General features: G+C 69.5%; 23 protein-coding genes and 4 pseudogenes. 19 read left to right on the top strand and 8 right to left on the bottom strand.

The window, feature by feature from the left end:
* The first annotated feature begins 60 nt into the window (after window positions 1-60).
* Window positions 61-1,473, top strand: a complete 1,413-nt coding sequence (locus tag DIZ27_RS32585; RefSeq protein ID WP_109382043.1) for an aminopeptidase P family protein — start codon at window positions 61-63, stop codon at window positions 1,471-1,473.
* Window positions 1,474-1,910: 437 nt separating this feature from the next.
* Here the strand turns inward: DIZ27_RS32585 and DIZ27_RS32580 are convergent, their stop codons facing one another.
* The 3 genes and pseudogenes from DIZ27_RS32580 to DIZ27_RS32565 form a co-directional block, all read right to left on the bottom strand.
* Window positions 1,911-2,153 (bottom strand): DUF5302 domain-containing protein, encoded by a 243-nt coding sequence (locus tag DIZ27_RS32580; RefSeq protein ID WP_109382042.1) that lies wholly within the window; start codon window positions 2,151-2,153, stop codon window positions 1,911-1,913.
* A gap of 655 nt (window positions 2,154-2,808) precedes the next feature.
* Window positions 2,809-3,174 (bottom strand): annotated as a pseudogene (locus DIZ27_RS48905) (lysoplasmalogenase family protein); the annotation flags it as partial.
* Between the two features lie 30 nt (window positions 3,175-3,204).
* On the bottom strand, window positions 3,205-4,575 hold the full coding sequence (locus tag DIZ27_RS32565; protein ID WP_109382012.1) for a mucin-1: 1,371 nt from the start codon (window positions 4,573-4,575) through the stop codon (window positions 3,205-3,207).
* Window positions 4,576-4,782: 207 nt separating this feature from the next.
* On the opposite strand from DIZ27_RS32565, the gene DIZ27_RS32560 reads away from it, so the two are divergent.
* From DIZ27_RS32560 to DIZ27_RS32545, 4 genes are all read left to right on the top strand, one after another.
* Window positions 4,783-5,802, top strand: a complete 1,020-nt coding sequence (locus tag DIZ27_RS32560) for a LacI family DNA-binding transcriptional regulator (RefSeq protein ID WP_109382011.1) — start codon at window positions 4,783-4,785, stop codon at window positions 5,800-5,802.
* Between the two features lie 97 nt (window positions 5,803-5,899).
* Window positions 5,900-7,243, top strand: coding sequence for a sugar ABC transporter substrate-binding protein (locus DIZ27_RS32555; RefSeq protein WP_109382010.1), 1,344 nt, complete (start codon window positions 5,900-5,902; stop codon window positions 7,241-7,243).
* Window positions 7,244-7,321: 78 nt separating this feature from the next.
* Window positions 7,322-8,305, top strand: coding sequence for a carbohydrate ABC transporter permease (locus tag DIZ27_RS32550; protein ID WP_109382009.1), 984 nt, complete (start codon window positions 7,322-7,324; stop codon window positions 8,303-8,305).
* Window positions 8,306-8,312: 7 nt separating this feature from the next.
* Window positions 8,313-9,155, top strand: coding sequence for a carbohydrate ABC transporter permease (locus tag DIZ27_RS32545; protein ID WP_109382008.1), 843 nt, complete (start codon window positions 8,313-8,315; stop codon window positions 9,153-9,155).
* 81 nt (window positions 9,156-9,236) lie between these two features.
* On the opposite strand, the pseudogene DIZ27_RS32540 reads toward DIZ27_RS32545, so the two are convergent.
* Window positions 9,237-9,557: pseudogene (locus DIZ27_RS32540) on the bottom strand (glycoside hydrolase family 6 protein); the annotation flags it as partial.
* 173 nt (window positions 9,558-9,730) lie between these two features.
* Here DIZ27_RS32540 and DIZ27_RS46055 point away from each other — a divergent pair.
* A complete protein-coding gene (locus DIZ27_RS46055; RefSeq protein WP_181383792.1) occupies window positions 9,731-10,156 on the top strand; it encodes an alpha/beta fold hydrolase in 426 nt (141 codons plus the stop codon).
* A gap of 354 nt (window positions 10,157-10,510) precedes the next feature.
* On the opposite strand, the gene DIZ27_RS32530 is transcribed toward DIZ27_RS46055, so the two are convergent.
* Window positions 10,511-11,059 carry a GNAT family N-acetyltransferase gene (locus DIZ27_RS32530; protein ID WP_109382007.1) on the bottom strand — a complete coding sequence of 183 codons (549 nt, stop codon included), beginning with the start codon at window positions 11,057-11,059 and terminating at the stop codon, window positions 10,511-10,513.
* Between the two features lie 89 nt (window positions 11,060-11,148).
* On the opposite strand from DIZ27_RS32530, the gene DIZ27_RS32525 reads away from it, so the two are divergent.
* Window positions 11,149-11,990 (top strand): IS5 family transposase gene (locus DIZ27_RS32525; RefSeq protein ID WP_109381977.1). Its coding sequence is split into 2 segments (ribosomal slippage): window positions 11,149-11,533 and window positions 11,533-11,990, totalling 843 coding nucleotides; the frame shifts between segments, so codons are not numbered across the junction.
* A 326-nt stretch (window positions 11,991-12,316) separates the two neighbouring features.
* Here DIZ27_RS32525 and DIZ27_RS32520 read toward each other — a convergent pair.
* Entirely contained in the window at window positions 12,317-12,706 is a 390-nt protein-coding gene (locus tag DIZ27_RS32520; RefSeq protein WP_109382006.1) for a helix-turn-helix domain-containing protein, read from the bottom strand.
* A gap of 101 nt (window positions 12,707-12,807) precedes the next feature.
* Here DIZ27_RS32520 and DIZ27_RS32515 point away from each other — a divergent pair, with 101 nt between their 5' ends.
* Both DIZ27_RS32515 and DIZ27_RS32510 read left to right on the top strand, forming a co-directional pair.
* A complete protein-coding gene (locus DIZ27_RS32515) occupies window positions 12,808-13,674 on the top strand; it encodes an NAD(P)H-binding protein (protein ID WP_109382005.1) in 867 nt (288 codons plus the stop codon).
* A 234-nt stretch (window positions 13,675-13,908) separates the two neighbouring features.
* Complete coding sequence (locus DIZ27_RS32510) at window positions 13,909-14,673, top strand: IS5 family transposase (RefSeq protein ID WP_109382004.1); 765 nt, start codon at window positions 13,909-13,911, stop codon at window positions 14,671-14,673.
* 381 nt (window positions 14,674-15,054) lie between these two features.
* Here the strand turns inward: DIZ27_RS32510 and DIZ27_RS32505 are convergent, their stop codons facing one another.
* On the bottom strand, window positions 15,055-15,615 hold the full coding sequence (locus DIZ27_RS32505) for a hypothetical protein (RefSeq protein ID WP_181383791.1): 561 nt from the start codon (window positions 15,613-15,615) through the stop codon (window positions 15,055-15,057).
* A gap of 265 nt (window positions 15,616-15,880) precedes the next feature.
* Here DIZ27_RS32505 and DIZ27_RS32500 point away from each other — a divergent pair, with 265 nt between their 5' ends.
* From DIZ27_RS32500 to DIZ27_RS32460, 7 genes and pseudogenes are all read left to right on the top strand, one after another.
* Window positions 15,881-16,666, top strand: a complete 786-nt coding sequence (locus DIZ27_RS32500) for a hemolysin III family protein (protein WP_375232029.1) — start codon at window positions 15,881-15,883, stop codon at window positions 16,664-16,666.
* Between the two features lie 471 nt (window positions 16,667-17,137).
* Complete coding sequence (locus DIZ27_RS32495; RefSeq protein ID WP_007387007.1) at window positions 17,138-17,341, top strand: cold-shock protein; 204 nt, start codon at window positions 17,138-17,140, stop codon at window positions 17,339-17,341.
* Window positions 17,342-17,591: 250 nt separating this feature from the next.
* The gene (locus DIZ27_RS32490; RefSeq protein WP_109382002.1) at window positions 17,592-19,100 is read left to right on the top strand and encodes a DEAD/DEAH box helicase; all 1,509 of its coding nucleotides are present in this window, start codon (window positions 17,592-17,594) and stop codon (window positions 19,098-19,100) included.
* Window positions 19,101-19,146: 46 nt separating this feature from the next.
* A pseudogene (locus tag DIZ27_RS32485) lies at window positions 19,147-19,413 on the top strand (CBS domain-containing protein); the annotation flags it as partial.
* A 91-nt stretch (window positions 19,414-19,504) separates the two neighbouring features.
* On the top strand, window positions 19,505-19,816 hold the full coding sequence (locus DIZ27_RS32480; protein ID WP_109382000.1) for an SCO5918 family protein: 312 nt from the start codon (window positions 19,505-19,507) through the stop codon (window positions 19,814-19,816).
* Between the two features lie 337 nt (window positions 19,817-20,153).
* A pseudogene (locus DIZ27_RS32475) lies at window positions 20,154-21,281 on the top strand (PP2C family protein-serine/threonine phosphatase); the annotation flags it as partial.
* A 626-nt stretch (window positions 21,282-21,907) separates the two neighbouring features.
* Complete coding sequence (locus DIZ27_RS32460; RefSeq protein ID WP_109381997.1) at window positions 21,908-22,246, top strand: MerR family transcriptional regulator; 339 nt, start codon at window positions 21,908-21,910, stop codon at window positions 22,244-22,246.
* A gap of 82 nt (window positions 22,247-22,328) precedes the next feature.
* Here DIZ27_RS32460 and DIZ27_RS32455 read toward each other — a convergent pair whose 3' ends face one another.
* Complete coding sequence (locus DIZ27_RS32455) at window positions 22,329-23,498, bottom strand: ISAs1 family transposase (protein WP_109381996.1); 1,170 nt, start codon at window positions 23,496-23,498, stop codon at window positions 22,329-22,331.
* A gap of 398 nt (window positions 23,499-23,896) precedes the next feature.
* Between DIZ27_RS32455 and DIZ27_RS32450 the strand changes: the two genes are divergently transcribed.
* From DIZ27_RS32450 to DIZ27_RS32435, 3 genes are all read left to right on the top strand, one after another.
* Window positions 23,897-24,100, top strand: coding sequence for a cold-shock protein (locus DIZ27_RS32450; protein WP_109381995.1), 204 nt, complete (start codon window positions 23,897-23,899; stop codon window positions 24,098-24,100).
* Window positions 24,101-24,572: 472 nt separating this feature from the next.
* Complete coding sequence (locus DIZ27_RS32440) at window positions 24,573-25,814, top strand: PP2C family protein-serine/threonine phosphatase (RefSeq protein ID WP_109381993.1); 1,242 nt, start codon at window positions 24,573-24,575, stop codon at window positions 25,812-25,814.
* Between the two features lie 215 nt (window positions 25,815-26,029).
* On the top strand, window positions 26,030-26,999 hold a 970-nt coding region (locus tag DIZ27_RS32435), incomplete at its 3' end, for an IS630 family transposase (RefSeq protein ID WP_109381992.1).

Raw genomic sequence — 26,999 nt, 5'->3', positions numbered from 1 at the left:
CCGCCGAGACATGGGCTTCCTCGGAAGCACATGTAAGCCCAACGGAAAAAGGTGCACGACGTGGCGAAGCGCCGGAAGAACGGCCTCTACCCGGAGATCTCCGCAGAGCTGTCCGCTCTGATGCGGACGGGTTGGGCGGACACCGAACGGCACGACCTCCAGCTCGCCGAGCAGGCCCCGCACGCGGCCCGCCGCCGCGCCGCGCTCTCCGCGCGGTTCCCCGGCGAACGCCTCGTGATCCCCTCGGGGAACCTCAAGGTCCGCTCGAACGACGACACCTACCCCTTCCGGCCGTACTCGGGCTACGTGCACATGGCCGGCGACCAGGTCCGGGACGGCGCGCTCGTCCTCGAACCCCGCGCGGACGGCGGCCACGACGCCTACTGCTACCAGCTGCCACGGGACAGCAGGAACGACGACGAGTTCTGGACGGGTGCCCACGCGGAGCTGTGGACGGGCCGGCGCCGCTCACTCGCCGAATCGGAGCGTGTGCTCGGCCTGCCGTGCCGCGACGTGCGCACCGCGGCTGCCGACCTGGCCGCCGCCTCCGGAGCGCCGACGCGGATCGTCCGCGGGATCGACCCCTCCCTCGAGGCCGCCGTCACCACCGACGCGGAGCGTGACGCCGAGCTGGAAGAGGCGCTCAGCGATCTCCGCCTCGTCAAGGACGCCTGGGAGCTCGGGGAACTGCGCAAGGCCGTGGACTCCACCGTGCGCGGCTTCACCGACGTCGTCGGGGAGCTCTCCCGGGCAATCGCCTCGTCGGAACGGTGGATCGAGGGCACCTTCTTCCGCCGGGCACGCCTCGAGGGCAACGCCGTGGGCTACGGCTCGATCTGCGCCGCCGGCGAGCACGCCACGATCATGCACTGGACGGACAACGACGGCCCGGTGCGCCCGGGGGACCTGCTGCTGCTCGACGCGGGCGTGGAGACGCACTCCCTCTACACCGCCGACGTCACCCGCACGCTTCCGATCAGCGGCACCTTCACGCCCCTGCAGCGCGAGATCTACGACGCGGTGTACGAGGCCCAGGAGGCCGGCATGGCGGCGGTCAAGCCGGGCGCCCAGTACCGCGACTTCCACGAGGCGGCCCAGCGCCACCTGACGGCACGGCTGGTCGAGTGGGGTTTCATCGAGGGTCCCGTCGACCGCGCGTACGAGCTCGGCCTGCAGCGCCGCTTCACCATGGCCGGCACCGGTCACATGCTGGGCCTGGACGTCCACGACTGTGCGCAGGCCCGCACGGAGGACTACGTCGACGGTGTGCTGGAGCCGGGCATGTGCCTGACCGTCGAGCCGGGCTTGTATTTCCAGGCGGACGGCCTGACGGTGCCCGAGGAGTGGCGCGGCATCGGCGTCCGGATCGAGGACGACCTGGTGGTCACCGACGACGGCCACGAGAACCTGTCGGCGGCCCTGCCACGCGCCGCGGACGAGGTCGAGGCGTGGATGGCGCGCTTCTCCGGCTGAGTGCGGCGGTGGCGTCGTCGGTGCGCCAGTGCGCCGGGGGTTCGCCGTCGCCCTCGGTGATGCAGGGGACCCTGGAAACATCGCCGGGGGGGAGGAACTGGCGGTCGCCTTCCAGGACTGCGTCAGTGATCCGGACGGCTCCGGTGATGACGCCGGCCGGGCGCCGGCCAGACGCGTCGGCGTCGCACCGGGCCGTCAGCCACGTCCTGACCACCGTGCGACGTCGGCGGCCGGACGTCCTGGCCGGGAATGCCGGGGCGGCGGCGCCACCGACCCGCGCCGGCCTCGGTCGGGCCCTCCCACAGGCCAGACCGCCGGCTACGCCTCGCCCGCAACGCGCACACGGGCATGCGCACGTTGCGGGCCACGGCACCGGGCGCGCGAACGGACAGCGCGCAGAGTGCCGGTAAAGCGGCCGGACCGCGGGACTGATCGACTCAGCCGCCGCTCTTACGCCTGAACGACCGCTGGCTCGCAGCCGGGCCGTGCGCCGCACGCACCTTCGACGCATTCGGGTTGGCGGCACCATCGGCCGCGGCCGCCTGCGCACCGCGCTTGCGCGCCAGGGCTTCACGGAACTTGCGCTTGAGGTCGTAGTTGCCGTCGCTGTCCGGCGCCAGAGGGGACGTCTCGGGGGCAGCCGGCTCCGAACCTTCCGTGGATACGGGCTCTGCGGTCATGGTGATCTCCTGGGTTCGGGGGTGGGCCAGCACAGCTTGTCATGCCGGGCGCAGTGCGGGGCACCGGCAACATCATCCTGCTCTGTTTCGACGGGTGTCCCACTCGCGGCCGTGGGCGTTTGCTTCTCAGTGGGGGCACAGGACGGGTTTCGGGCCGGGCCGGGCCGAGGGTCGTCGATCCCGTGGACAGGAGATTCGCTGACGGGGCAACGGCTCTCGGCCGTTGCGACGCACGAGGGCGGCCTTGCGGGCCTCGACGGCCTTTCGGAACTTGCCACCGGCACCGCGGGCGGTGTCCTTGCTGGTCTGGAACAACCCCCACTCCTTGGAGAACACCCCCATCCCGTGGGCGAGCTGTCGAGCCACACATCAAGCCTTCGGAGCAGGGCGCCGGGCAGCGCAGCAGTCCCCTGCCACGAGTGCAGGTCAGCAAGCCGGACACCGTCCGACCCGATGCTGACCGTTTGCTGACCTGGAGGCGGCGATCAGGGCTCTGACCTGCGGAAACACCCAAACGCTAGATCTTGGACTTGAATACTGTACGAAACATGAAGATGCTCCCGGTTTTTCTGCTCTCTGCCTGCTTCTTGCAGGTCAAAGGCACCTTCTGGAGATTACAACGATTCGCACGTGCGGTCAGCTGTCTCCTGGTGTTTCAGGACTCACACTGACTCGATGCTGACTTTCTCAACGAACCGTCAGACGTTCGAGGACTCCGTCTGGCGGGGCGCGCCGTCCCCTGCGCCGCAGGGGCGCGAGCGCACGCGTCGACGAGGAGGAACTGAGCGACCACGTAGGTGGCCGTCACCAGGACCTGACGGCCGGCGCACTCCGCCCCGGCCGCGCCGAGCCCGACCAGCAGGTCGGAGCCCAGGAACAGCACCCCGCCCCGCGCCGCCCGCGGCCCCGTGACGCAGGCGGTGGCCGCCATGGTCACCAGTGCGGCGCTGCAGGGAGCCACCGCCCGGACCAGGAGACCCACACGTGGCAGCAGCGCCGCGTTCACCGCAGCCCAGGCAACGAGGTATCCCGCACCCTCCGCCCCCCGGTTTCACCGTAGGCCGGCGGCCGCGGTCGTTGCCGTCGGACCGGGCCACACGGCCGAGGCGTCGTCCCGGCACGGGTCGGGCAGGCGGATCGGGCGGACAGGGACCGGACTGGCACCGTTGCCGGTGACCGCCGTCCAGGGGACAGGCCGACCGGAATAGCACAGAGCGGTCAGCGCGAAGGCGTCGTCGGCGTAGACCTCGATGTACTCGCCGACCGTGAGGATGCGCAACGCGCCGGGGAGACTCGACAGAACGGTCTGCGCCAGCACCCTTCCGCCGGACCCGGTGACCCGGAGGTGCTTGCCGTCGCAGGCCACGGCGAGGGCGGCACGGTCATTGCCCGGAGCTTCGGCACGCAGAACGACCTCGATGCGGCCGCCGACGTCGACGTGGCCGACCGCGTGCAGGGGGGCATCGTACGTCTCCTCGCCGAGCCAGGTCTCCAGGCCCGGCCACCATTCCAGGCGGGGCCCCGAATCCGCGGACACGACCAGGGACTTGGGCTGGGCGAGCATGCCGCGGCATGGGTCGCCGGTGTCGGTGAGGCCGACGCGGCGCGGGGTGGTGTGCAGCACGACGCGGGAGCCGTCGGGGGCTGCGACGACACGCGGGGCGTACGCGCCCGTCGGCCCGAGCGGGCCGTGACGGGCCCACGGGCCGCGGAGGCGGGGCGCGGTCCACGCCTCGAAGCCCCGAGTGGCGCCGATGGAGCCGAGCAGCAGCCAGCTGCCGTCGTCGAGGCGTTCGAGGACGGGGCACTCCAACTCGTCGACGTCGCCGGGGGCGACGAGCGGCGGGTGGACGGTCCAGTGCTCCAGGTCGTCGGAGGTCGCCCAGGCCACGCAGCCGCTGACGTCGACGGGCAACGAGGCGTCGGCGGCACAGAGGACCATGACCCAGCCGTCGGACTCGTCGTCGCGCACGACGAAGGGGTCGCGCCAGCCCATGCGTTCGCCCGTGCGGTACCAGCGCGGGTCGGCCTCGGCGACCGGCCCCGTGCCATGGCGGCGCCAGCCGGTGCCGTCGGTGCGCTCGGAGTACGCCAGGCCGACCGACTGCAGCGGCCAGCCGTCCGGGGTGAGGCCGGAGACAGCGGTGTAGAGCATCGCCATGCCGATGCCGTGCGGGAAGGCGTGCATGGTCCACACCGCCTGCTGGTCGAAGCGACCCGGCAGGCCGTTGCCGAAGGCGGTGCCCTGCGGCTCCCAGTGGACCAGGTCGGCGGAGGTGGCCCGGCCGTAGGAGGTCTCCATGCGCAGGTGGTCGAACTCGGCTGTCCACGGGCCCTGCAGGTGCAGCACGGTGTAGGTGCCGTCCGCGTGGCGCAGGAGGTCGAAGTCGTTCACGCAGAGGCCGGGCGGCGCGTATCGCATGGACAGGTCCTGTCTGCCGACAGTCGCACTCAAACGTGTGCGCTGTTCTCTGGCTGGTGGGAGTTCCTCTGAGAGTCAGCCGAAGTAAAACTGAACGCAAACGCTTGCGCAACCGGGTGGACGGGTTTACGGTCTCGTCACTCCCCCTCACGCCGACGTGCTGCCGGACCCCGGCCACGCGGTGTGCACCCGTTCAAGGAGCGTCCCGTGACGGTCAGCATCACCGATGTCGCCGAGGCCACCGGTGTCTCGGCGTCCACCGTGTCCCGCGCCCTGCGCGGCCGTCCCGGAGTGTCGGAGGAGATGCGAGCCCGGATCGTCGCGGCCGCCGCCGAACTGGGCTACACCGCCTCGCGCTCGGCGTCCAGCCTGGCCAGCGGGCACACCCACACCATCGGCGTCGTCGTCCCGTACGTCGGCCGCTGGTTCTTCGGCACCGTGCTGGACGCGGCCGAGAAGGTCTTCAGCGCCGCCGGCTACGACGTCCTGCTGTACAACCTCGGCTCACCGGAGGTACGCAAGCGCTTCTTCACCAAGCTGCCGATCCGCAAGCGGGTCGACGCCGTGCTGTCCCTGCTGATCCCGGACCCGGAGGAGGCCTCCGCCCTGCGCTCCCTGGACGTGCCGCTGGCGACCACGGTCGGCGGCGCCCGGCCCGGCTTCACGGTGGTCGGTATCGACGACTGGGGCGGGGCGGAGAGCGCCGTACGGCACCTGGTGAACCTCGGCCACCGCCGGGTCGGCATGATCTCCGGGGCCAGCGAGCCGCTGCACTGGACCACGCCCCTCGACCGCCGGCAGGGCTACCTGGACGTGCTGGCCGACGCCGGGATCGAGCCCGACCCCGCCCTGGAGGCGGACGGCGGTTACACGGTCGAGGGCGGCGAGCGGGCCATGACCGAGCTGCTGGCGCTGCGCCACCCGCCGACCGCCGTGTTCGCCCAGTCCGACGAGATGGCGATGGGCGCCCTGCGCGCCCTGCGCCGGCACCGGCTGAGGGTTCCGGAGGACGTGTCCGTCGTCGGCTTCGACGATCACGAGCTGTCCGAGGTGGTCGGGCTGACCACCGTGGCCCAGCCGGTCGCGGCCCAGGGCCGGGAGGCGGCCCGGCTGCTGCTGGCGCGGCTGGACGACCCGGACGCCGGGCCGGCAGACCCCGTCGAGATGCCCCTCCGCTTCGTCCTCCGCGAGACCACCGCTCCGCCGCACAGCCGCCGGCAGCGGTAGCCCAACCGCCTCGTCAACCACCCGCTTCCGGAGGGCCGTTCCCGCCCCCCGGTCCCACCGCCCCCACACCCACCGCACACCGCTCGGAGGCACCACCATGACCAACGGACCCAGAAGACACCGTCGTACGGGCCTGACCGCTCTCGCCCTGCTGCCGCTGGCCGCGCTGGCCGCCTGTGGCGGCGGGGGCGGCGCCGGCGACACCTCCGCCGAGGAGGGCAGCGGCAAGGGCACCATCAGCGTCTGGGCCCATCAGGGCCAGGCCGGTGAGACGGCCGCGCTGCAGAAGGCCGTGCAGACCTTCAACTCTTCGCAGAGCGACATCAAGGCCGAGCTGAAGCTGATCCCCGAGAACGACTACACGAAGACCATCACCACCACCGACCCCGCCGAACTGCCGGACGTGCTGGAGTTCGACGGCCCGACGATGGCGAACTTCGTCTACAACGGCAAGCTCGCCCCGGTCGACGACCATGTCTCCGCCAAGACCCTCGGCAACGCCACCGACGCCGTCAAGGCGCAGGGTGAGATCGACGGCAAGCACTACGGCCTGGGCATGTTCGACGCCGGGCTCGGCGTGTACGCCAACAAGAAGCTGCTGGACGCGGCCGGCGTGAAGTACCCGACGCGGGTGGACGACGCCTGGACGGCCGAGGAGTTCGGCGAGGCGCTCGAGGCGCTGAAGGCCGAGGACTCCGACGGCAAGGTCCTCGACATATCGGAGCAGTACGGCCTGGCCACGGAGTGGGGCACCTTCGGCTTCTCCCCGATCCTCTGGTCGTCCGGCGGAGCCCTGTTGAAGAACGGCAAGGCGGAGGGTGCCCTCGACAGCCCGAAGGCCGTCGCCGCGATGAAGACGTTCCAGTCCTGGAAGACGTACGTCGACCCCAACACCGACGGCAACGCCTTCGCCAAGGGCAAGGTGGCGCTGAGCTGGGTCGGCCACTGGATGTACCCCGCCTACAGCGAGGCCCTCGGCGACGACCTCGTCGTCCTGCCGCTGCCCGACTTCGGCAACGGTCCCAAGACCGGGCAGGGCTCGTGGGCCTGGGGCATCGGCGCCGACAGCAAGAACGGCAAGGCCGCCGGCACCTTCCTGGACTACCTGCTGAACGACACCAACGTCGGCGCGATGACGAAGGCCAACGGCGCGGTGCCCGCCACCAGGACCGCGCTCGCCAAGAGCGAGCTGTACCAGGAGGGCGGCCCGCTCCAGCTCCTCGCCGACCAGCTCGCCCGGCCCTGCGGCGACAGCGACATCAACGCCTCCTGCGTCGCCGTCACCCGGCCGGTGACCGCCGGATACCCCACGGTCACCGCCAAGTTCAACACCGCCCTGAACTCGATCTACGGCGGTGCCGACCCCGAGGAGGCCCTGCGCAAGGCCGCCCGAGCCATAGACCGGGACTTCACCGACAACGCCGGCTACGAGATCCCGTAACCCGCAGGACGCATCGGCCGGGGCGGGCCGTCGGTGACGTACTGACCGCGCCCGCCCCGCCGGAAAGAGGACCCTCCCGTGAAAACCGTGGAACCCGCGCATGCCGCGCCCCCAGGCCGGGCCCAGGCCGCATCGTCCGCGCCCCCCGCGAAACCCTCGCGCGGCAACCGTGACCGGCTGCACGGGCTGCTGATGTCCGCCCCGGCCGTCGGCGGGCTGATCGCCTTCGTCGGCATCCCGTTCGGCTACGCCGTGGTGCTCTCCTTCTACAACGTCCGCCTCGGCTCCCCGCTGGAACCCGCCTTCTTCGGCGTGGAGCACTACCGGCGGCTGTTCACCGACCCCGACCTGTCCGGCCCGTTCCTGCGGGCGCTGCTGAACAACCTGACCTTCGCCGCCGTCGTCGTACCGCTCCAGACCGGCCTCGCGCTGGCGCTGGCGATCTTGCTCAACCGCAAGCTGAAGGCCATCGGCCTGTTCCGGTCCTTCTTCTTCATGCCGGTGGTCTTCCCGATGGCGCTGGTCGCCGTGATCTGGCGGCTGATCCTCGCCCGCAGCGAGCAGGGCATGCTCAACTCCTTGCTCGACGCGGTGACGTTCGGCAACTGGGGCGCCTTCGACTGGCTCGGCGACGGCCTCACCGCGATGGGCTCGATCATCGTGCTGTCGGTGTGGCAGGGCGTCGGCTTCCAGATGGTCATCCTGCTGGCCGGCCTCCAGCAGATCCCGGGCGAGCTCTACGAGGCCTCCCAGCTCGACCGGGCCTCGCGCTGGCAGCAGTTCCGGCACGTCACCCTGCCCGGCATCCGCGGCACCCTCGTCTTCGTCGCGATGCTGACCTCGGTGCTGTCCTTCCGGGTCTTCGACCAGGTGTACATCCTCATCCGCGGCGGCGGCCTGAACGAGAACGCCACCCGGACCGTGATGTACCAGGCCGTCACCACGGCCTTCGACCAGAACGACATCGGCCAGGCCTCGGCCGTCACGGTGGTGTTCTTCCTGATCGTCATCGCCCTGACGATCGTCCAGCGCCGCCTCGTCCGGCCCGACCACGAGGACTGACTGCCCCATGGCCATGACCCGTACGCCCGCACGCCGCGTCCTCGACTACACCGTCCTGAGCGTCCTGGCGTTCGTCTTCGCCCTGCCCGCGCTCTACCTCTTCCTCGGCAGCCTCAAGCCGTCCGACGAGGTCCTGAACGGCCTGTCCGGCTTCCTGCCCACCCACCTTTCCTTCGACAACTACGCCGCCGTCCTCGACAGCCTCAGCTCCGACAGCACCGGCTACTTCTGGCAGTTCATGGGCGTGTCCGTGCTGCTGTCGTTCGTGGTGGTGACGGGCGGACTGATCGTCAACTCGATGGCCGCGTACGGGCTCACCCGGCTGAAGTGGCGCGGGCAGAAAGCGGTGTTCACCCTAGTCCTGCTGCTGATGCTGATCCCGTTCGAGTCGGTGGCGGTGCCGCTGTTCTACATGTTCAACGGCCAGCGCAACACCCTGTACATTCAGGCGCTGCCGTTCGTCGCCAACGCCTTCGCCGTCTACCAGTTCCACACGTTCTTCCGGAAGATCCCGCCGAGCATCGAGGAGGCGGCCCGGCTGGACGGCGCGGGGCCCTGGCGCACGTTCTTCGCGATCATCGTGCCGATGTCCAGGCCGGTGTTCGCCTCGGTCGCGATCCTCACCTTCCTCATCCAGTGGGGTTCCTTCCTGTGGCCGGTGCTGATGGTGTCCGACCCGTCGGTGCGTCCCCTCCCCCTGGAGATGAGCGTCTTCCAGGGGCAGCAGCCCCCGGACTGGGGCCAGATCCTCGCCTTCGGCGTCCTGCTCGTCCTGCCGGTCCTTGTCGTCTTCGCCTTCTTCCAGCGCTGGTTCGTCCAAGGGGTCGCCAGTTCCGCCGTCAAGGGCTGACCGCACTCGTACGGGGCGGCGACGAGGGCTCGGAACTCCTCGTCGCCGTCCCGCACGGGGCCGCGTCGGCCCACCCGGGTTCTACGGCAGCGGCGGGTGGGCGTTCTTCATCAGCTCCTGGAACCGGGCGGAGAACCAGTGTCCGGAGATCGGGGTGGCGGGCAGCGCTTCCGACACGTTGTTCCGCAGGTTGCCGGGGTACGTGGGGGCGCACATCCGGTCGAAGCCCTTGCCCTCGTCATTCGGTAGGGCTTTGTCCAACCCGTCGGACTCGCCCGGGGGCTTCATCCACACGTAGGCATCGATCCCGGGCTCCGGGGACGCCTGGGGCCACTCGCCGAGTCCGGCTCCCGACTGGTTGCACCAGTTGCCGATGTGGATGCGGCGGTCGTAACGGCCACCGGGCCCCTGGCGGTACAGGAACTACTCCCCACCGATCCGCACCTGGCGAGCGGCGCGGTGCCAGCCGCGACGCGGGGACGGCCCGATCCGGTCGGCGACGCGCTGGCCCGCGCCGAGGCCTCGTACACCGAGACGGGCAGCGACTGCCGCTGGCGTACGAGGCGTTCGTACGGATGGTGCAGAACCTCTCCCCCAGGGCCCTGGCGGACGAGGACACGGCCGCGGAATGGCTGGACCTGTTCGAGATCGCCGTGCTCAGCGGTATCTCCGCCGCCGCGCACCGCCCGCGCCCGCCCGCCCCCGACCGGCTGGCCGCGTACGCACGGATCACCACGCCCCTGCGGGTGGTGGGCTTCGCCGACGACGTGCTGACTCCCGCCCACCTGAGTCGTGAGGTGGCCGCGGTAATCCCCGGCGCCCGTTACGCGACTGGCGGTCTTCCTGCCGGAGCCCGCCGCGGGCGGGTCCTACCCGCCGTACGCGGACCAAGTCATCTGGGAGGAGGAGGCGATGCCCCGCTCGGACTTCGTTCTGTTCTGGATTCCCCGGACGATGAACCGGCTTCCCGGTCTGGTCTCCAACATCAAGTGGGGGTGTGATACAACTCGGGCCGGGCGGTGCTCGGTGCGCCGCCGGAGGCCGAGCGCGTGGCGTACCTCCTACCCTTCGCCGGGATGTTCGGGGTGCCGGTGGAGCGCGCCCTTCCGGGGGCGGCGGGAGCGGCCGTGCGCGCGGTGGGCCGCGGTTCCCGCCGCACCGGCGGCGAGCGGGCCGTCCCGCTCGTGGGGTGGCGCTCCGAACACTTCCAGAGGTGGTACGCCACCCGGCTGGCTGCTCGACGCGCGCGTGGAGTGGTACGAGAGGGCTGCGGACGGAGACCCGGCCTGGCTGCTGGCCGTCACGGTCGCGCCGGGCGATGGGGGCGCTCCGTCCGTGTGCCGCCTGCTGTCCGCTCAGGGGCAGGTCATGCTCATGTAGAGCGCCTGCTCGCCCTCGGAGGGGGTGCCGTCGTAGAGGGCGGTGTCCAGCCCGCAGAAGACGAAGCCCATCCTCCGGTACGCATGGATCGCGGGCGCGTTGATGTTGGTGACCTCCAGCCAGAGGTGCCCGGCGCCCCGCTCACGGGCGAACTCCACCGCGAGCCCCATCAGCACACGGCCGACCCCCCGCCCCCGGTGCTCTGCGGCGATTTCGATGTCCTCGACGGTCAGCCGGCGGTTCCACCCGGAGTACGAGACGGCGACGAACCCGGCCAGGTCGCCGGCGGCCCCGTGGGCGACGAAGGTACGGGAGTCCGCGTCGCCCCCGTCGTGCTCGTCCTCGGGGAACACCTTGGTCAGGGGCGGGTCCACCGCGATCTCCCGCAGGGCGAACCCGTCGTCGGCGACGGTCACCTGGAAGACCGTGCCGGTGGTGAAGGAGCCGTCCAGGGCCCCGATGGCCTCGGCGTCCTCGGGGACGGCGGTGCGGTACCGGTAAGCAGTGTTGTCAGCAGTGGTCACGGCACGACGCTAAGAGGACCTAACAAAATAGAACGTTTGCGCTAATCTGGAGATGTCGGTGCGGATCCGCTCTGACCAGGAGGTGCGCGATGTCCCGCCCCAAGCCCTGGGAAATCGACGACGACCTGTGGGCCCTGATCGAGCCGCTGCTGCCAGTGGTCGAGCGCCGGCCCGACCATCCGGGCCGCAAGCGACTGGACGACCGCAAGGCCCTGCAGGGCATCCTGTTCGTGCCGGCCACCGACATCCAGTGGGAGTGGCTGCCACAGGAACTGGGCTTCGGCTCGGGCATGACCTGCTGGCGCCGGCTGCGGGACTGGAACCAGGCCGGCGTCTGGCAGCAGTTGCAGGCCATCCTGCCGGCCAAGCTGCGCGGCGCGAACCAGCTGGACTTCTCCCGCGCCGCCATCGACGCTCCCCCTGGCTTCGCCGGGGGCACCCCCACCCACGTGCGTGCCCTGCGGGGCGGCCCAAAACCGGCCCGAGCCCGGTCGACCGCGCCCGGCCGGGCTCGAAGCACCACTTGATCACCGATGCGCGCGGCACTCCGCTCGCGGTCTCGCTCACCGGCGGCAATCGCAACGACGTCACCCAGCTCATGCCGCTGCTCAAGGCGATTCCCGCGGTCCGCGGCCGCCGCGGGCGTCCCCGGTTCCGGCCGCGGCGGCTGTACGCCGACCGCGGCTACGACCACGACCGCTACCGCAGCATGGTCCGCACCCTGCGCATCACCCCGGTCATCGCCCGCCGGGGGCAGTCCCACGGCTCGGGCCTGGGCGTCCACCGGTGGGTGGTCGAACGCGGCCTGTCGTGGCTGCACGGTTTCCGGCATCTGAGGATCCGTTGGGAGCGCCGGGACGACATCCACGACGGCTTCCTGCAGTTGGCGGTCTGCCTCATCCTGTACCGGCGCGTCCGAGCACTCTGTTAGGACCTCTAAGCGCAGGGCAGAGCCGGACACGTCGACGCCGTAAGGGTAGACAAGCACACGAAGCCTCTGGTGGAGATGGTTCTTCTTGGTCGAAAACCCATCTACCAGGGGCTTCACCCGTCTGTCAGCTCAACTGCCCAGCTTGTGCGACAGGTGGGAAACCGCTCACTGTGCCCCGCTGAGAGCGGGCGCTGGACACGCTCCCCGCGAAAGGGTGGCTGACCCACCGCCAAGGGTCGTAAGCGGCCTGGCAAGCCCCTGCACCGGCCGTCGTCAATGGGGGCGCCACGAGGCCCCCGCTACTCGCGAGGATCTGCGGGGYCGGGTCAGGYCSGTGTGGAGTCCTGCCCGCTGAGGATGTCGTCTGCGTTCTGGATGGCCCAGGTGGCGAGGGGAACGAGTAGCGCGCTCAGCTCGTGGCCGCGGTCGGTCAGGCTGTAGTCCACGCGCGCGGGGATGGTGGCTTGGGCGTGTCGGTGGACGAGACCGTCTCGTTCGAGGGTCTTCAGGGTCTGGGCCAGCATCTTCTCGCTGATGCCGTCGGCACGCCGGCGGAGGGTGCTCCAGCGCTGTTCGCCCTCGGACAGGGCGATCAGCAGGAGAAAGCCCCACTTGCTGGTGACGTGTTCCACCACTGTCCGACTGGGACAGCCCGCCAGGAAGACGTTGTCAGTGGAGGTCGCGGGGAGGCTCGSGGAGGAGGTGCTAACTGTCATACATGCACCTTACTTCAAAGTGCGTACTAACTCTGGGGAAGCAGGTCGTGGTCGCGGAGGTTGTGACYGGTGAACACGTACAAACCTCGAGAGGAAACACCATGAGCATCGTCATCACCGGCGCGACCGGCAAGCTCGGCCGCCACGTTCTCCAGGTGCTGCTGGAGCGCAACGTCCCGGCGAAGGAGATCGTTGCCGCAGGCCGCTCCATCGAGAAGCTCGAGGACTTCGCCGCCCAGGGTGTCCGGGTCACGGCGATGGACTACGACGACCCGGCGTCCGTGGCCGCGGCCCTCGCCGGTGCCAGCAAGGTCCTCCTGATCGCCAGCTCCGAGGTGGGCAAGGACCGGCCGGGGCAGCACCGCACCGTGATCGAGGCCGCGAAGGCGGAGGGCGTCGAACTCCTCGCGTACACGAGCAACGCGAACGCAGACATCAACGCGACGGTGCTGGGGAGGGACCACAAGGCGACCGAGGCGATCCTCGCGGACGCCGGAGTTCCCTACACGCTGCTGCGCAACGGCTACTACTTCGAGAACTGGACCGACCAGATCCAGGGAACCCTCGCGCAGGGTGTGCTCGTGGGCAGCGGCGGTAGCGGCCKGGTCAACGCTGCCACCCGCCGTGACTTCGCGGAGGCCGCCGTGGCCGTCCTGCTCGGCGAGGACCAGGCGGGCAAGGTCTACGARCTCGGCGGCGACGTCGCGTTCACGCTGACCGACTTCGCCGCGGAGATCACGGCCGTCACYGGCACCACCGTCGTCTACAAGGACCTCCCCGCCGCGGAGTACGTGGCCCTGCTGACKTCGTTCGGCATCCCGGAGGCCTTCGCCGAGATCCTCGCGGATTCGGATCAGGGACTCGCCCGCGGTGACCTCCTGGTCGAGGGAGATGACCTTCGCACGCTCATCGGACGACCGACCACCACCCCGGCTGACGCCGTGCGCTCGGCCGTCGCCGCCTCGTAGCGCCGACATCACGGTCATCGGGCGCCCCGCCGGAGTCGGACTCGGGTCCGGCGGGGCGCCAGATCGCAGCTACACCCTGGTCTGCGAAGAGCCACTTTGCACCCCACCCACTTCGTGATGCACCACTGAGCGTTTTCCCACCTGTCGCGCAAGCTGGGCAGTTGAGCTGACAGACGGGTGAAGCCCCTGGTAGATGGGTTTTCGACCAAGAAGAACCATCTCCAGAGGCTTCGTGTGCTTGTCYACCCTTCCGGCGTCGACGTGTCCGGCTCTGCCCTGCGCTTCCTGTCCGCCAAGCTCCGCCAACACCGTCAGGAGCTCGGCACCCGATGGCGGCGCCTGAGCCCGGGCCGGCAGGCCCTCCTCGCCCTCGCCCACCTACGCAACGGCCACCCGTACGCCCAGCTCGCAGTCGGCTTCGGCGTCGGGACCRCCACCGCCTACCGGTACATCACCGAGGCCGTCGAGCTCCTGGCCGCCCTCGCCCCGACTCTCGCCGAGGCGGCCCGGACGGCATCGACAAAGGCGTTCGTGCTGCTGGACGGCACCCTGTTGCCGATCGACCGCATCGCCGCGGACCGTCCCTTCTACTCCGGCAAGCACRAGAAGCACGGGATGAACGTGCAGATYCTGGCCGACCCCTCCGGCCGGCTGCTGTGGGCCTCACCTGCCCTGCCCGGAGCCGTCCACGACGTCCGGGCCGCCCGTGAGCACGGCGTCATCGCCGCTCTTGCGGAGGCCGGCGTCACCTGCTGGGCCGACAAGGGATACCGAGGCGCCGGGAATACGGTCCGCGTCCCGTACTGGGGTCGGTGGGAGACGCTTTCCCGAGGTCAGAAGGCCGTCAACCGGTCCCACGCGAAGATCCGAGCCCTCGTCGAGCAGGCCGTCGCCACCCTCAAGTCCTGGCGACTCCTCCGCAAGATCCGTTGCTCGACCACCCGCATCACCGGCCTCGTCCAAGCCGTCCTCTGCCTGCATCTGGCCAGCTCAGACTGAGGATGGAAAACGCTCAGTGCCGGAGTGGCTCCCATTCATCCTGCCGAAAACAGACAGTGGGATCCCCCTCTCGCGGGCGGCGAAAGAGCCTGTCATGCACAGGATCGGGGTGCATCTGGGGACGGCGCGACCTCGGTCGAGAGTTCCTGAACTCGGTCGCTTCAAGCGTTGTCCCGGGCTCGTTCGCCTCACCGTACGCATAGCCGTTGAGCCGGGGGCCACGACACTACGGTCCTGGTCGTCGGCGACCAGGGTGTTACTCGGAAGCGACAGGAGCACCAGGCCCGATGAGTATGGATACGAGGCCGGGGCTGCGCGCCGCGTGGCGGCTGGGGCGCCGCATGCCCTGTGCGGCTGTCGTGCAGTTGGAGGAGCAGACGTTCAGACGCTCGTCCAGGCTTCGAGGAAGGCTTTCCGTCCAGCAGGGTCGTCCGACCTGCGGTCGGCGTGCAGGACGCGCCAGGCGGTGAGTTCGAGATCTTGGAGCCATAGTTCTCCGATGACCTGCGTCTTGAGGTCGGGAAGATGGTCGGACTCGGCGAGCGCTTGACCGATCACCTCCCCGGCCGCGACGCGTTGGGGCCGGGTCATCTCATCGACAGCCGAGAGGATCTGGCGGGCCAGCGCGGTTCCTTCGCCTGCCAGGGATTGCAGCACCTCGGCCTTGATGTTGGCGGGTAGCAGGTAGGCGGTGCCCGAGGACCTCCACAGGTTGGACCAGAAGCGTTCGCCTGCCTCGGTGGGGGCAGGGAGCGCGGCCAGCAGTCCAAGGAGATGGCCGATGGCCGCGTAGCCACCGGAGTGGGCGGCTGCGACAACTGCGATGCCGGCGACGCGCTCCACATCGAGATGGCTGGCTTTGAGGTCTGGAGCCAGGTCCAATTGGTGTTCCAACTGGTCTGTGAGGGGGGCGGACACGTGGGGGCGGACCTGAGGAAGCATCGGCGATCCTTGCGGGTAGGCGAGCGGAGATGCCCGTTCGGAGGCCCTGATCGTTCCCGCAACCGGCCGTTCTACTCGGCTTCGGGCGGCCCAATTGGCGGCGAGGCCAAGGGGACGGAGTCCACACGGCGGCGAGAGAGCCCACGCCTGGCTGACGTGCGCTTGGTTTTCGGACCAGTCTCTCGAAAGGCTGTCCTGTGAGGTCTCCTAGCATGAGCGCATGATTGCCAGTGACGCCCAGGAGCCCGGGGGAGGACGGGAAGCCATGTCCCGTGACGCCGCTGAGGTCGAATGTGTCCACGTCGCCTCAGAGTGTGGAGAATGCCGCGAAGTCGGGTTGCCCCGCGGACCACAAGGTGACGGTGCAGGAGGAAGCGCCCGCTCGGTTGCCGCTCTGGTGGAGCAGGCGGCCGACCTGGCCGAATCGATCAAGCCGAGGTTGCGTGGCTGGCTCCATGCCGGAATGGTCCCCGCCGCACTGATCGCGGGCGTCGTACTCATCTGCCTGGCTCGCACCCCGCAGGCGGTCCTGGCCTGCGCCGTGTACTCGGTCACCGCCTGGCTGCTGTTCGCAACAAGCGCCATCTACCACCGCGGCACCTGGGGACCGCTGGGCGAGGCTCTTCTGCGACGCCTCGACCACGCCAACATCTTCCTGATCATCGCCGGCACCTGTACCCCCCTGGCCGTGCTCCTCCTCCCGCCGGAACAGCGGTTTATGCTGCTGTGGATCGTGTGGGCGGGCGCGTTGGCCGGCATCGCGTTCCGGGTCCTGTGGGTCGGAGCCCCGCGCTGGCTGTACACCCCGTGCTACCTGGCCCTGGGCTGGGCACCGGTGCGCTACCTGCCCGACTTCCTGCACACCGGCGGAGCGGCCGTGCTCACCCTGATCGTGGCCGGCGGTCTCCTCTACAGCGCGGGCGCGGTCGTCTACGCCCTGCAGCGCCCCGACCCCTCGCCCCGCTGGTTCGGCTTCCACGAGGTGTTCCACGCGCTGACCGTCGCGGCCTTCACCGCGCACTACATCGCCATTTCCCTGGCCACCTACTGACCGCCACATCATCTGCCCGCCTGTCAGGCTGTCCGCCTGCTCGCCCCACCAGCGGCCCTGATCCGTGGCGAGACCGGCGTACGGGCCACCGGGGTCCACGCCGGGCAGGAAACCTCCACCGGAATAATCGCGCTCTTTTGAGCGCTTAACGGCGACCGCCCTTCCTGAAACGCTGCGCTTCGGGTGGGGCAATATCTATGGCCGCGAGGTGAGGGTTTGACACGTCACGCGGAAAGTGTTTTTGCCGCAATCAACAGGGCGGATTCATTTACCGCACTCAGGCCGCCACCTCATGCTACTGTCGATCTCAGTTGCAGTTGTGGTTCCCAAAACTTCAAGCGCCTTCGCCAGTATTTTCAGCCGCCGGCGGCGTTTTCGTATGGCCGGTCATTTTCCGGACGGGGCATCATCGCAGCGACCCGGTATCCGTGCATCGCGGGTCCCGGCGTACTGCCCAAGAGGAGATATGACATGGCGTCAGGCACAGTGAAGTGGTTCAACGCAGCCAAGGGTTTCGGCTTCATCGAGCAGGACGGTGGCGGCGCCGACGTGTTCGCCCACTTCTCGAACATCGCCGCCCAGGGCTTCCGCGAGCTGCTCGAAGGCCAGAAGGTCACCTTCGACATCGCGGCCGGCCAGAAAGGCCCGACGGCCGAGAACATCGTCCTCGCCTGACGCTGACGCGCACTTCGTAGCTGGGGCCCGCATCCCTCGTCCAGGGACGCGCGTCTCGTCCAAGGCGCAACCGATAGGCGTCCGGGATTTCACGTCCATATGGCGTCAGAAATTTCGTCGATGCAACCCGCGCCAGATCTACTGTACTCCAGATTCTTTTTCGCATTCCATTCGGCCCGTTCTTGAGATTCCCCGCGCTGCTTCCGCTGCGGGAATTCCTTGATACGTGCCGTATCAAGGAAGGTTCACAATGAACTCCACACGTACGAACGACCGCTCATCCCGCCGCAACCGCAGCGACGGCCCCGCTTTCGGCTCCAGCGCCGGTTCGAGGCGGGACGGCCGCTTCGGCTCGCCCGCCCCGAGCCGTTCAGGGAACCCGAGCCGCTCGGGCGGCCACGGCCGGCGGCCCGCAGCGGTCCAGGGCGAGTTCGCCCTGCCGGAGACGATCACTCCCGCGCTGCCCGTGGTCGAGGCGTTCGCCGACCTCGACCTGCCGGGGCCGCTGCTGGCCGCGCTGACCGCACAAGGAGTGAGTGTCCCGTTCCCGATCCAGGGCGCGACCCTGCCCAACACCCTCGCGGGCCGCGACGCCCTGGGCCGCGGGCGCACCGGCTCTGGCAAGACCCTCGCCTTCGGCCTGGCCCTGCTGGCCCGCACCGCCGGACAGCGCGCCGAGCCCCGCCAGCCGCTGGCCCTGATCCTCGTGCCGACGCGTGAGCTGGCCCAGCAGGTGACCGACGCACTCACCCCCTACGCCCGCTCGGTGAAGCTGCGCATGGCCACCGTCGTCGGCGGAATGTCGATCGGCAGGCAGGCCAATGCGCTGCGTAGTGGCGCAGAGGTCGTCGTCGCCACGCCGGGCCGGCTCAAGGACCTCATCGACCGCGGGGAGTGCCGGCTGAACCAGGTCGCGATCACCGTCCTGGACGAGGCGGACCAGATGGCCGACATGGGCTTCATGCCCCAGGTCACCGCGCTTTTGGACCAGGTCCGCCCCGAGGGCCAGCGGATGCTGTTCTCCGCCACCCTCGACCGCAACGTCGACCGCCTGGTCCGCAGCTACCTCACCGACCCGGCCGTCCACTCCGTCGACCCGTCCGCAGGTGCGGTCACCACGATGGAGCATCACGTGCTGCACGTCCACGGCGCCGACAAGCACGCCGCCACGACTGAGATCGCGGCGCGCGAGGGCCGGGTGATCATGTTCCTGGACACCAAGCACGCCGTCGACCGGCTGACCAAGGACCTGCTGAACAGCGGGGTCCGGGCCGCCGCCCTGCACGGCGGCAAGTCACAGCCGCAGCGCACCCGAACCCTGACCCAGTTCAAGACCGGGCACGTCACCGTGCTCGTGGCCACGAACGTCGCCGCCCGCGGCATCCACGTCGACAACCTCGACCTGGTCGTCAACGTCGACCCGCCGACCGACCACAAGGACTACCTGCACCGCGGCGGCCGCACCGCCCGCGCAGGCGAGTCCGGCAGCGTCGTCACCCTGGTCACCCCCAACCAGCGCCGCGCCATGAGCCGCCTCATGACGGCTGCCGGCATCACCCCGCAGACCACCCCGGTCCGCTCCGGCGAAGAGGCACTCAGCCAGATCACCGGCGCCCAAACCCCCTCCGGCATCCCCGTGACGATCACCGCGCCGGTCGCCGAGCGGCGTCAGCGCAGTACGTCCTCACGCGGCCGACGCAGCCCCGCTTCGGCCGCCCGGCGCATGACCCGGCAGTCCTCGTTCAACGCGGCGGCGTAACACCTTCGTGTTCAGGAAACTGGCCCACCTCTGCAGGAGGCACCTTTTGACGATGGTTCAGATGCAGCCCCGCCCGACGGGCGCCGCCCCCGTACCCAGGACAGTGGCCGACGCCATGGACACCGCCGGACCGCAGGTCCGCGACGACACGACCGTCGAGGTCGCCCTGTCCGTCATGGCAAGCGCCCGCACCGGGCACCTGCTCGTCTGCGACAACGACGGCGTGTGCACCGGAATCCTCACCCAGGCTCAGCTCACCGCGGTCCGCGACAGCTCCGCGTACACGGACCGGGTCCAACTGCGGGACATCCTCGTCGGCAACGCCCTGGGCGTTCTCGCCCTGGCCCGCTGAACCGCTCGACCGCGGCAGAACCGTCCCCTCGTTCTTCTCCCTGTGAGGCATCATGCGCTGTGTCATCGCCCGCTTCCCCTTCGACCTCACCAAGAGCGGCGTCCTGGAATCGATGAAGGGCGTCAAGCCTGAGGAAGTCTCCGGGGCGTCCGTGATCGTCGGCCGTCGCACCTACCCCGTCAAGCAGGTCGGGCAGGTCGTCACCCGCCAGGACCGCCGCGACTTCAGCGCCGGCGAGGTCCTGCGGGCCATGACCCAGCTCGGCTTCACCTGCCGCGACCTCTCCCAAGCCGCCGCACCCACGCGCACGCTCAGCGCGTTCCAGGAGGCTTCCGCGATGCTCGGGGCCCCCGCGGCAGTCTGACCGACGGGCAGGCGCGAGCCGCCGTTGCAGCAGCTGAGCGTCGCGGCCATCACCGCGCACTACAACGCCATCCTCCTGGCAGCCACATGAGGCACATACGGCAGCGCAGGGCGCACGGGGGCTGGACCTGACCGCACACGGTCTGAGAGCGGTGACGGCCGGGCGGCTGGGTACCCGGGCGCGGGCTGGGACACGTGGTGCCTTATGACTCGTTCGGTGCTGGACTGGGCGCCGGCACCCGTGTGTCCGGGACGCGAGTCCTGAGCGGCATCGAGTCGAGGAGTGAGGAGGCGCCGTGACCGCATGGGGGCCAGGCGGGAGTCGTGCGGGCGGGGCGTTGACGCTGGCGGGGACGTTGGAGACGGCGGAGGCCGCGGCGCCCGTGGAGTCGCTCGATGTGGTCGCGCGCATGCTCAAGGAGCGCCTGGGGGCGGCGTCGGTGTCGTTTCTGATTACCGACTTCAACGGCAGCTCGGTCGTACGGCTGGGTGCCGCGGGCAGTGTCGAGACCGGTGAGCCTGCCCGGCGTATCCCGCTGCGGGGCACCCTGTACGACGATGTGATCCGTAGCCAGCGCCCCAGGGTCGAGGACAAAGGCGGCGGGGTGCCGGTGCGGATCGTCGCTCCGGTGACCAATCGCGGGGACGCCATCGGTGTCCTGGAGCTGTTTTTGCCGGCGGTGCCGGATGCGGAGACGATGCGGGAGATCGGTGAGACGGCACACGCGCTGGCCTACATCGTCATCGCGAACCGCTCCTTCACCGACGTCTACCAGTGGGGCCGGCGCACTGTCCCGCTGAGCCTGGCCGCGGAGATCCAGCACCGGCTGCTCCCGGTGTCGCTGGCGTGCGAGGCAGCGCAGTTCGCGGTGGCCGGGGCGCTCGAGCCGGCCGAGCAAGTCGGGGGTGACACCTTCGATTACGTGATCGACCGGGACGCCGTCCAGCTGTCCGTCACCGATGCTATGGGCCACGACGTTGCCGCCGCCCTGCTGGCCACACTGGTGGTGGGCGCCCTGCGCCGGGCACGGCGCGCGGGCGCCAGCCTGGAGGAACAAGCCTGCCAGGCGGACCAGGCCATGCGCGAGCACGGCCACGGAGGCTACGTCACCGGTCAACTGCTGCGAATCAGCCTGCTCGACGGCGAGGCGCACTTCATCAACGCCGGACACCCCTGGCCGCTGCGGATGCGGGACGGGAAAGTGCAGCAGATCGTCCCCAAGGTCGATCTACCGTTCGGCTTCCAGCCCCCGCACCCCTACCGCGTGCAGTCGCTGGACCTACAACCCGGCGACCGGCTCGTGATGCTGACGGACGGCATGCTGGAACGCAACGCCAACAGCCTGGACCTGTCCGACCTGATCGTCCGCACCCGAGCGCTACACCCCCGAGAGGCCGCTCGCACCCTCATCGGGGCGATCGTCGACGCCGGCCACGGCCACCTGGAAGACGACGCGACCGTCATGTCTTGGAACGTTCAGACGGTGCGGCCCCACCTCCGTCAGCGGTTGACTTCGAGGTTCGTCAAGACAAGCAGGGCACGCAGGAGCTGGGTGGCGGGGTCGGTGCGGAGAGCTCGCGAGCGACCACGGCCCGACCGAGGAATAGACGAGCGAGCTCCCTGCTGCGCACGTCGCGGGGAGGGGCCCAGTCGTGCACGGTTTAGGGTCCCTACGTGGCACACACCTTCGAAGAACTCGTGGAGAAGCAACGCGCCGCCGATCAGGCGCACGCGACAGTACAAGCCCTACGCACCAAAGGCGACCCGCCCGCTTACGAGACCGCATGGCAGACATGGCGCGACCTCGCCCAAGACGTGCAGGGCGCAGTCACCGTGCACGCGAAAGAGCAGGGCGCGATGCGGGCCGGCGTGGAGCTTGAGGTGAAGAAGGCGGTCCGCCACACCGAGTAGCGAGCACGCAGCGGCGCCCCCAGCCGCACTCGGCCTGCATGTTGCGCTATCCGCCGCGGGTCAGCGCGTTGGCAGGTGGTATTCGTCGGCGTAAAGCACCTGGCCGTCGTGGACGGCGACGTTCGGGGCCCTGATGCGATAGGCACCAGGGCCCCTCCACGTGTTCCACAGAGAGGTGCGATGACAGCGGACGATTCGTTCGGCCGTCTTGATGACGACGACTTCCCCGCCTACACGATGGGCAGGGCCGCCGAACTCCTCGGCACCACCCAGAGCTTCCTGCGCGCGATCGGCGAGCACCGCCTGATCACCCCGCTCCGCTCGGCGGGCGGACACCGCCGCTACTCCCGCTACCAGCCGCGCATCGCCGCCCGCGCCCAGGAACTCGTCGACCAGGGCACCCCCATCGAAGCCGCCTGCCGCATCGTCATCCTCGAAGACCAGCTCGGGGAAGCCCAGCGCATCAACGCCGAACACCGCCGTGCCGCCGAACCAGTAAACCGGGCAGCTGCGGCCTGAGCTGGGGCGCGCTTGCCAGCCCTCGGCGCAGGGACTTTGCGTGTTGCGGTTCTGTCCGGTTGAGCACGTGAGTCCTGGTTGATCATGTCCATCCGAGTGTGGCCAGAGGGCGGCCTGGGTGGCGGGCATGGTGGCGGGTGGCGGCGGCAATGTTGGTCTCGCCGTCCTGCCGGCAGACGCTGATGGCGAGGTTGCGAAGGCTGGCCATCACGCGGGGCAGCCGGCCGGCGCGGATGGTGGAGGCGTCCTCGGCGAACGTGGTGTCACGGACATGGTGGAGCTGGTTCTCGATCTTCCAGTGGCCGCGGATCCAGGCCGCGATCCGGGCTCCGGACACCGCGCCGGGTGGGAGGCTGGTGACGAAGTACAGCCGCTCGATCGTGATCTTGTTGCTGGTCAGGTCCTTGCGCCAGCGCATGACGCGCAGGGCCTGACGGGCGCCGGGATAGTCAAGGTGCCGGAACGCGGCTGTCTTCAGGTGACGGACCTCGAGCCGGCCCCGGCCCCTGGTGCGGTCCTTGTGGTCCAGGGCGATGTCGGACCACGGCAGTTTCCTCAACTGCTTGAGCAGGCCGGGATGGTTGCCCTTCACGACAGCGATGTAGTGGGCGCCTTGCTCGCGCAGCCAGAGGCCGTTCGCGTGCTGGGTGTGGGCCGCGTCCGCGGTGACGACGGCGTTCTCCAGGGCCAGGCCGTCCAGAAGAGGGATGAACGCGGGTGTCTCGTTGCTTTTCGTGTCGATCTGTCGCTGTGCGAGGACCGTTCCGGCGTGGTCCATCGCGGCCAGCAGCCATACCGCTTTCCCGCCGGCCGCTCTTGATCCGCGCAGCTGTTTCCCGTCCACGGCGACCGCCCGCCACCGCGCTTTCCCTGCTTCCAGATCAGCGGCTCTGGCCTGCAGAAACGTGTTCACCGCGGCGTCGAAGGCGTCGCCGTCGAGGCGGCTGAGCAGCCGCATCACCGTGGTGGGATGCGGCACTGTGACCGCCTTGCTGAACGGGTCGAACGCGAAGCCGAGGGTCAGAAGGACCCAGCGGGGCGCATCCGCGATCCACTCGGCGATCGCGGTCAGGGATCTCGCACCGGTCAGGACGCTCGCCGCGGCAGCCGTCACGATCGCCGTCAGCGGGAAACGCCGGCCACGGCGGTCGCGCGGATCCGGCAGCCCCGCGAGGAAGCGGGCGAGGCACACCGCGTCGGGCAGCGGCTGCGGTGACGGGGTACGGGCCAGTTGCTCCAGGCCCGACGGCATAGGAGAAGATGAGACAGCAGGCACGGTCTTCGGTTGTGGTTACGTGAACTCGACACTCACATGATCAACGAGGCCGTGCCTGCACCTGCATCCGGGCTCCATAAGGCGACATGGCAGCCCATCACCGGGCAACCTCACCCAACCCGCAACCTTGCAAAGTCCCTGGCCCTCGGCGGGCCTGCGCGCACCTGCTATCCCACGTGTCGTGCCCTCGTTTTCCTCTGGTGACAGCCGGTTGTTGGCGTGTAGCGTTTGGGTCAGCTGTCGTGGTTCGGAATTTCCCTATTGCCCACGCCGTAGGCGTGGGCGCTTTGCTGTGCTGTGCCGCAGGAACCAGGGCGATCACCTCCGCCTTCCGCATGGTGCGGGAGGCGTTCATCGGCTGGAAGGCATGAGACATGGCTACGGGAACTGTGAAGTGGTTCAACGCGGAGAAGGGCTTCGGCTTCATCGCCCAGGACGGGGGCGGCCCGGACGTGTTCGCCCACTACTCCGCGATCAACTCCTCAGGCTTCCGTGAGCTCCAGGAGGGCCAGATGGTGACGTTCGACGTCACCCAGGGCCAGAAGGGCCCGCAGGCCGAGAACATCAACCTGGCCTGACCTGGCAGCCCTGCCCGAGGGATCGCGCACACCGCGTCCGGTAGCTGCCGTCGCCCGTGCGGGCGGTGCTGTCAGCCGGACAGGTGTGTTTTCGACAGGGTGTTTCGGGCTCTGGCACACATTCCGTGAAAGATCTTGCTGGCTCTCGCCGGCAGGAGGCGCGCGTTACGTGAGCTGCGAGGACCACGCGTCACTGGGGTCGGGTGAAGCCGGACTCAAGATCGCTCACGGAATGTGTGCCTGATCCGGTGTTTCGGAGCCACTCGGGCAGCGAGATCGGGAGCCGCTGTTTGGACACCGGAATTGAGAGCCACGTCTCCCGACCTGGTGTGACATGCCGCCGTTGGCGTAATCGGCTCGTTGGGCCGGTTGGCCGCGTCAGACTGTGCGGATTGACGGTCGTATCAGGAGCCCGTGTGTACCGATCACGTGATGGGGTCTTCGAGCGGATCCGTCAAGGGCGGGTGCGGCTGTGACGGCAGGAGAGTCGCAGCCCGAAAAGGGCGCGGTGGACCGGTCGGAAGGATTCGGTGAGCGGCTGCTGGGGGTGCTGCTGGACCGGGCCCACGAGATGCCACCGCATCTGATCGCCCCGCTGATCGTGGAAGTGGTGGGCCGGGTCGGGGGCCGTGCCGTCTCGGTCCTCCTGCAGGACTACGAACAGCTGATGCTGTTGCCGCTGCCGGGTAGGCGGCTGACCGTCGGCGAGCGCGCGCCGATTGATGGCTCCCCCGCCGGCACGGCCTTCCGGAGCGGGACCCTCGTCGAGGTGCCGCAGGCAGACGGCGTGCGGATGTACCTGCCGTTACTGGACGGCAGCAACCAGGTGGGGGTGCTGGCGCTCACCCTGGACACCGTCGACGACGACGACCGGCGGCTGCTGCACCGACTGGCCGGCCTGGCCGCCCACCTGCTGGTCACCAAGAACAGCTACACCGACCAGTTCTTCCAGACCCGACGGCGCGAGCCGATGAGCGTGGCCGCGGAGATCCAGTGGTCCCTGCTGCCCCCGCTGTCGATGTCCACCCCGCAGGTCGCGGTGGCCGGCATCCTCGAACCCGCCTACAAGGTCGCCGGCGACAGCTTCGACTACGCCCTCAACGACGACATCCTGCACGTCGCCATGGTCGACGCGATGGGCCACGGCCTGGACGCCGCCACCATGGCGACCGTCGCCATCGGCGCCTACCGGCACGCCCGACGCACCGACGTCGGGCTGTCCGGGATCTACGCGTTCATGGACCGGGCCATCGCCGAGCAGTTCGGGCCCGAGCACTTCGTCACCGCACAGATGATGCGCCTGAACGTTGCGACAGGCCACCTGCAATGGGTCAACGCCGGCCACCCCGCGCCGCTGTTGATTCGCAACCACCAGGTCGTCCGGCAACTGCACAGCCCCACCACCTTGCCGGTCGGCTTCGGCGGCGACGAGCCCCAGCTCAGCGAGCAGACGCTCCAGGTCGGCGACCGGGTGCTGTGCTTCACCGACGGCCTGATCGAGGAGCACGATGTCCGCGGCGAGCAGTTCGGCGAGGAGCAACTCATCGCCTGGGTCAACCGCATCGAGCACGCCGAGGAAGGGGTTCGGGCGGTGGTGCGCTCCCTCTCCCACACCCTGATCCGGGAGCGGGGCGGGCTCACCAGCGACGACGCGACCCTCTTCCTGATCGAGTGGCGCGGGGGCGCCGCCGACCACCTTGCCAGCCTGGAATGAGCCGATACCGCCCAACTGGTGGTGCGGCCGTTGGCGGTGAGATCTGGCATGTCACGCGAGAAGACCGCGAGGGATCTATCGTCAAGGTATGAGCGTGTTCATCAAGCTGGTGGAGAACCGGCCCCCAAGGAATACGCGGAGCTGGCGGCTGCAGATATTGAGCCGAAACTGATGGGTTTCCTGCTCGTTGATCGGGTGTGATCGAGAGTGGGGACATGCGGCGGCTGGCGCCTGCCGCACAGGCGGACCTGCGGCTGCGGGTGGTCGCGGCGCTGGAGTCCGGGCAGGTCAAGACGTATGGCCAGGCCGCGGAGTTGTTCGGGGTGTCCGAGCGGTCGGTGGGCACGTGGTGGAGGGCTTTCCGGGCCGGCGGCCGTCAGGCCCTGCTCGCTGTGGTGCGGCAACCGCGTCCAGGAATGGGCGAGTTGCTGGATTCATCAGCTCGCGGGGCGGTGCTGCAGGCGATGCGGGACTACACCCCTGCCGAGGTCGGGCACGGCGGCGTGCTGTGGACCCGCGCCTCGGTGAAGGCGCTGATCAAGCTGGTGTGCGGGGTGTCGATGACCGAGCAGGGGGTGGGCAAGTGGCTGCGCCGGCACGGCTTCACGCCGCAGCGCCCGGCCCGCCGGTCCTACCGGCAGCAGCCGGAGAAGGTGCGGGCGTGGCTGCAGGAGGAGTATCCGGCGATCAAAGCGCGGGCCCGGTGGGAGAAGGCCGAGCTGGTCTGGGCCGATCAGTGCGGCCTGCGCTCGGACACCGCGCCGCCGGGACGCTCGTGGGCCCCGGCCGGGCACACCCCGCTCGTGCGGGTCAACGGCCGCCGCTTCCGCGTGAACATCATGTCCGCCGTCGCCTCGCGCGGCGCGCTGTGGTTCACGGTCTTCCCCGGCAGGTTCACCGCCAAGGTGATGTGCGCGTTCCTCGATCGCCTCGCCACACACGCCGGGCGCAAGGTCCATGTGATCGTCGACCGGCACCCGGTCCACCGCAGCAAAGCCGTCCGGGCCTGGCTGGAGGAGAACGCCGAGCGGATCGAGCTGCACCTGATGCCCGGATACAGCCCCGAGCTCAACCCCGACGAGCTGCTGAACGCCGATCTGAAACACCACGTCCACGCSGCCCGCGCCACCTCCGTCGACGACCTCGCCCGCGAGACCCGGCGCTTCCTGCACCGCAGGCAGCGCC

The organism is Streptomyces sp. NWU339 (genome assembly GCF_003143855.1).
Classification (GTDB): domain Bacteria; phylum Actinomycetota; class Actinomycetes; order Streptomycetales; family Streptomycetaceae; genus Streptomyces.
Note: the sequence above shows the minus strand (reverse complement) of the source record. Positions and strands in the feature narration are given on the sequence as shown.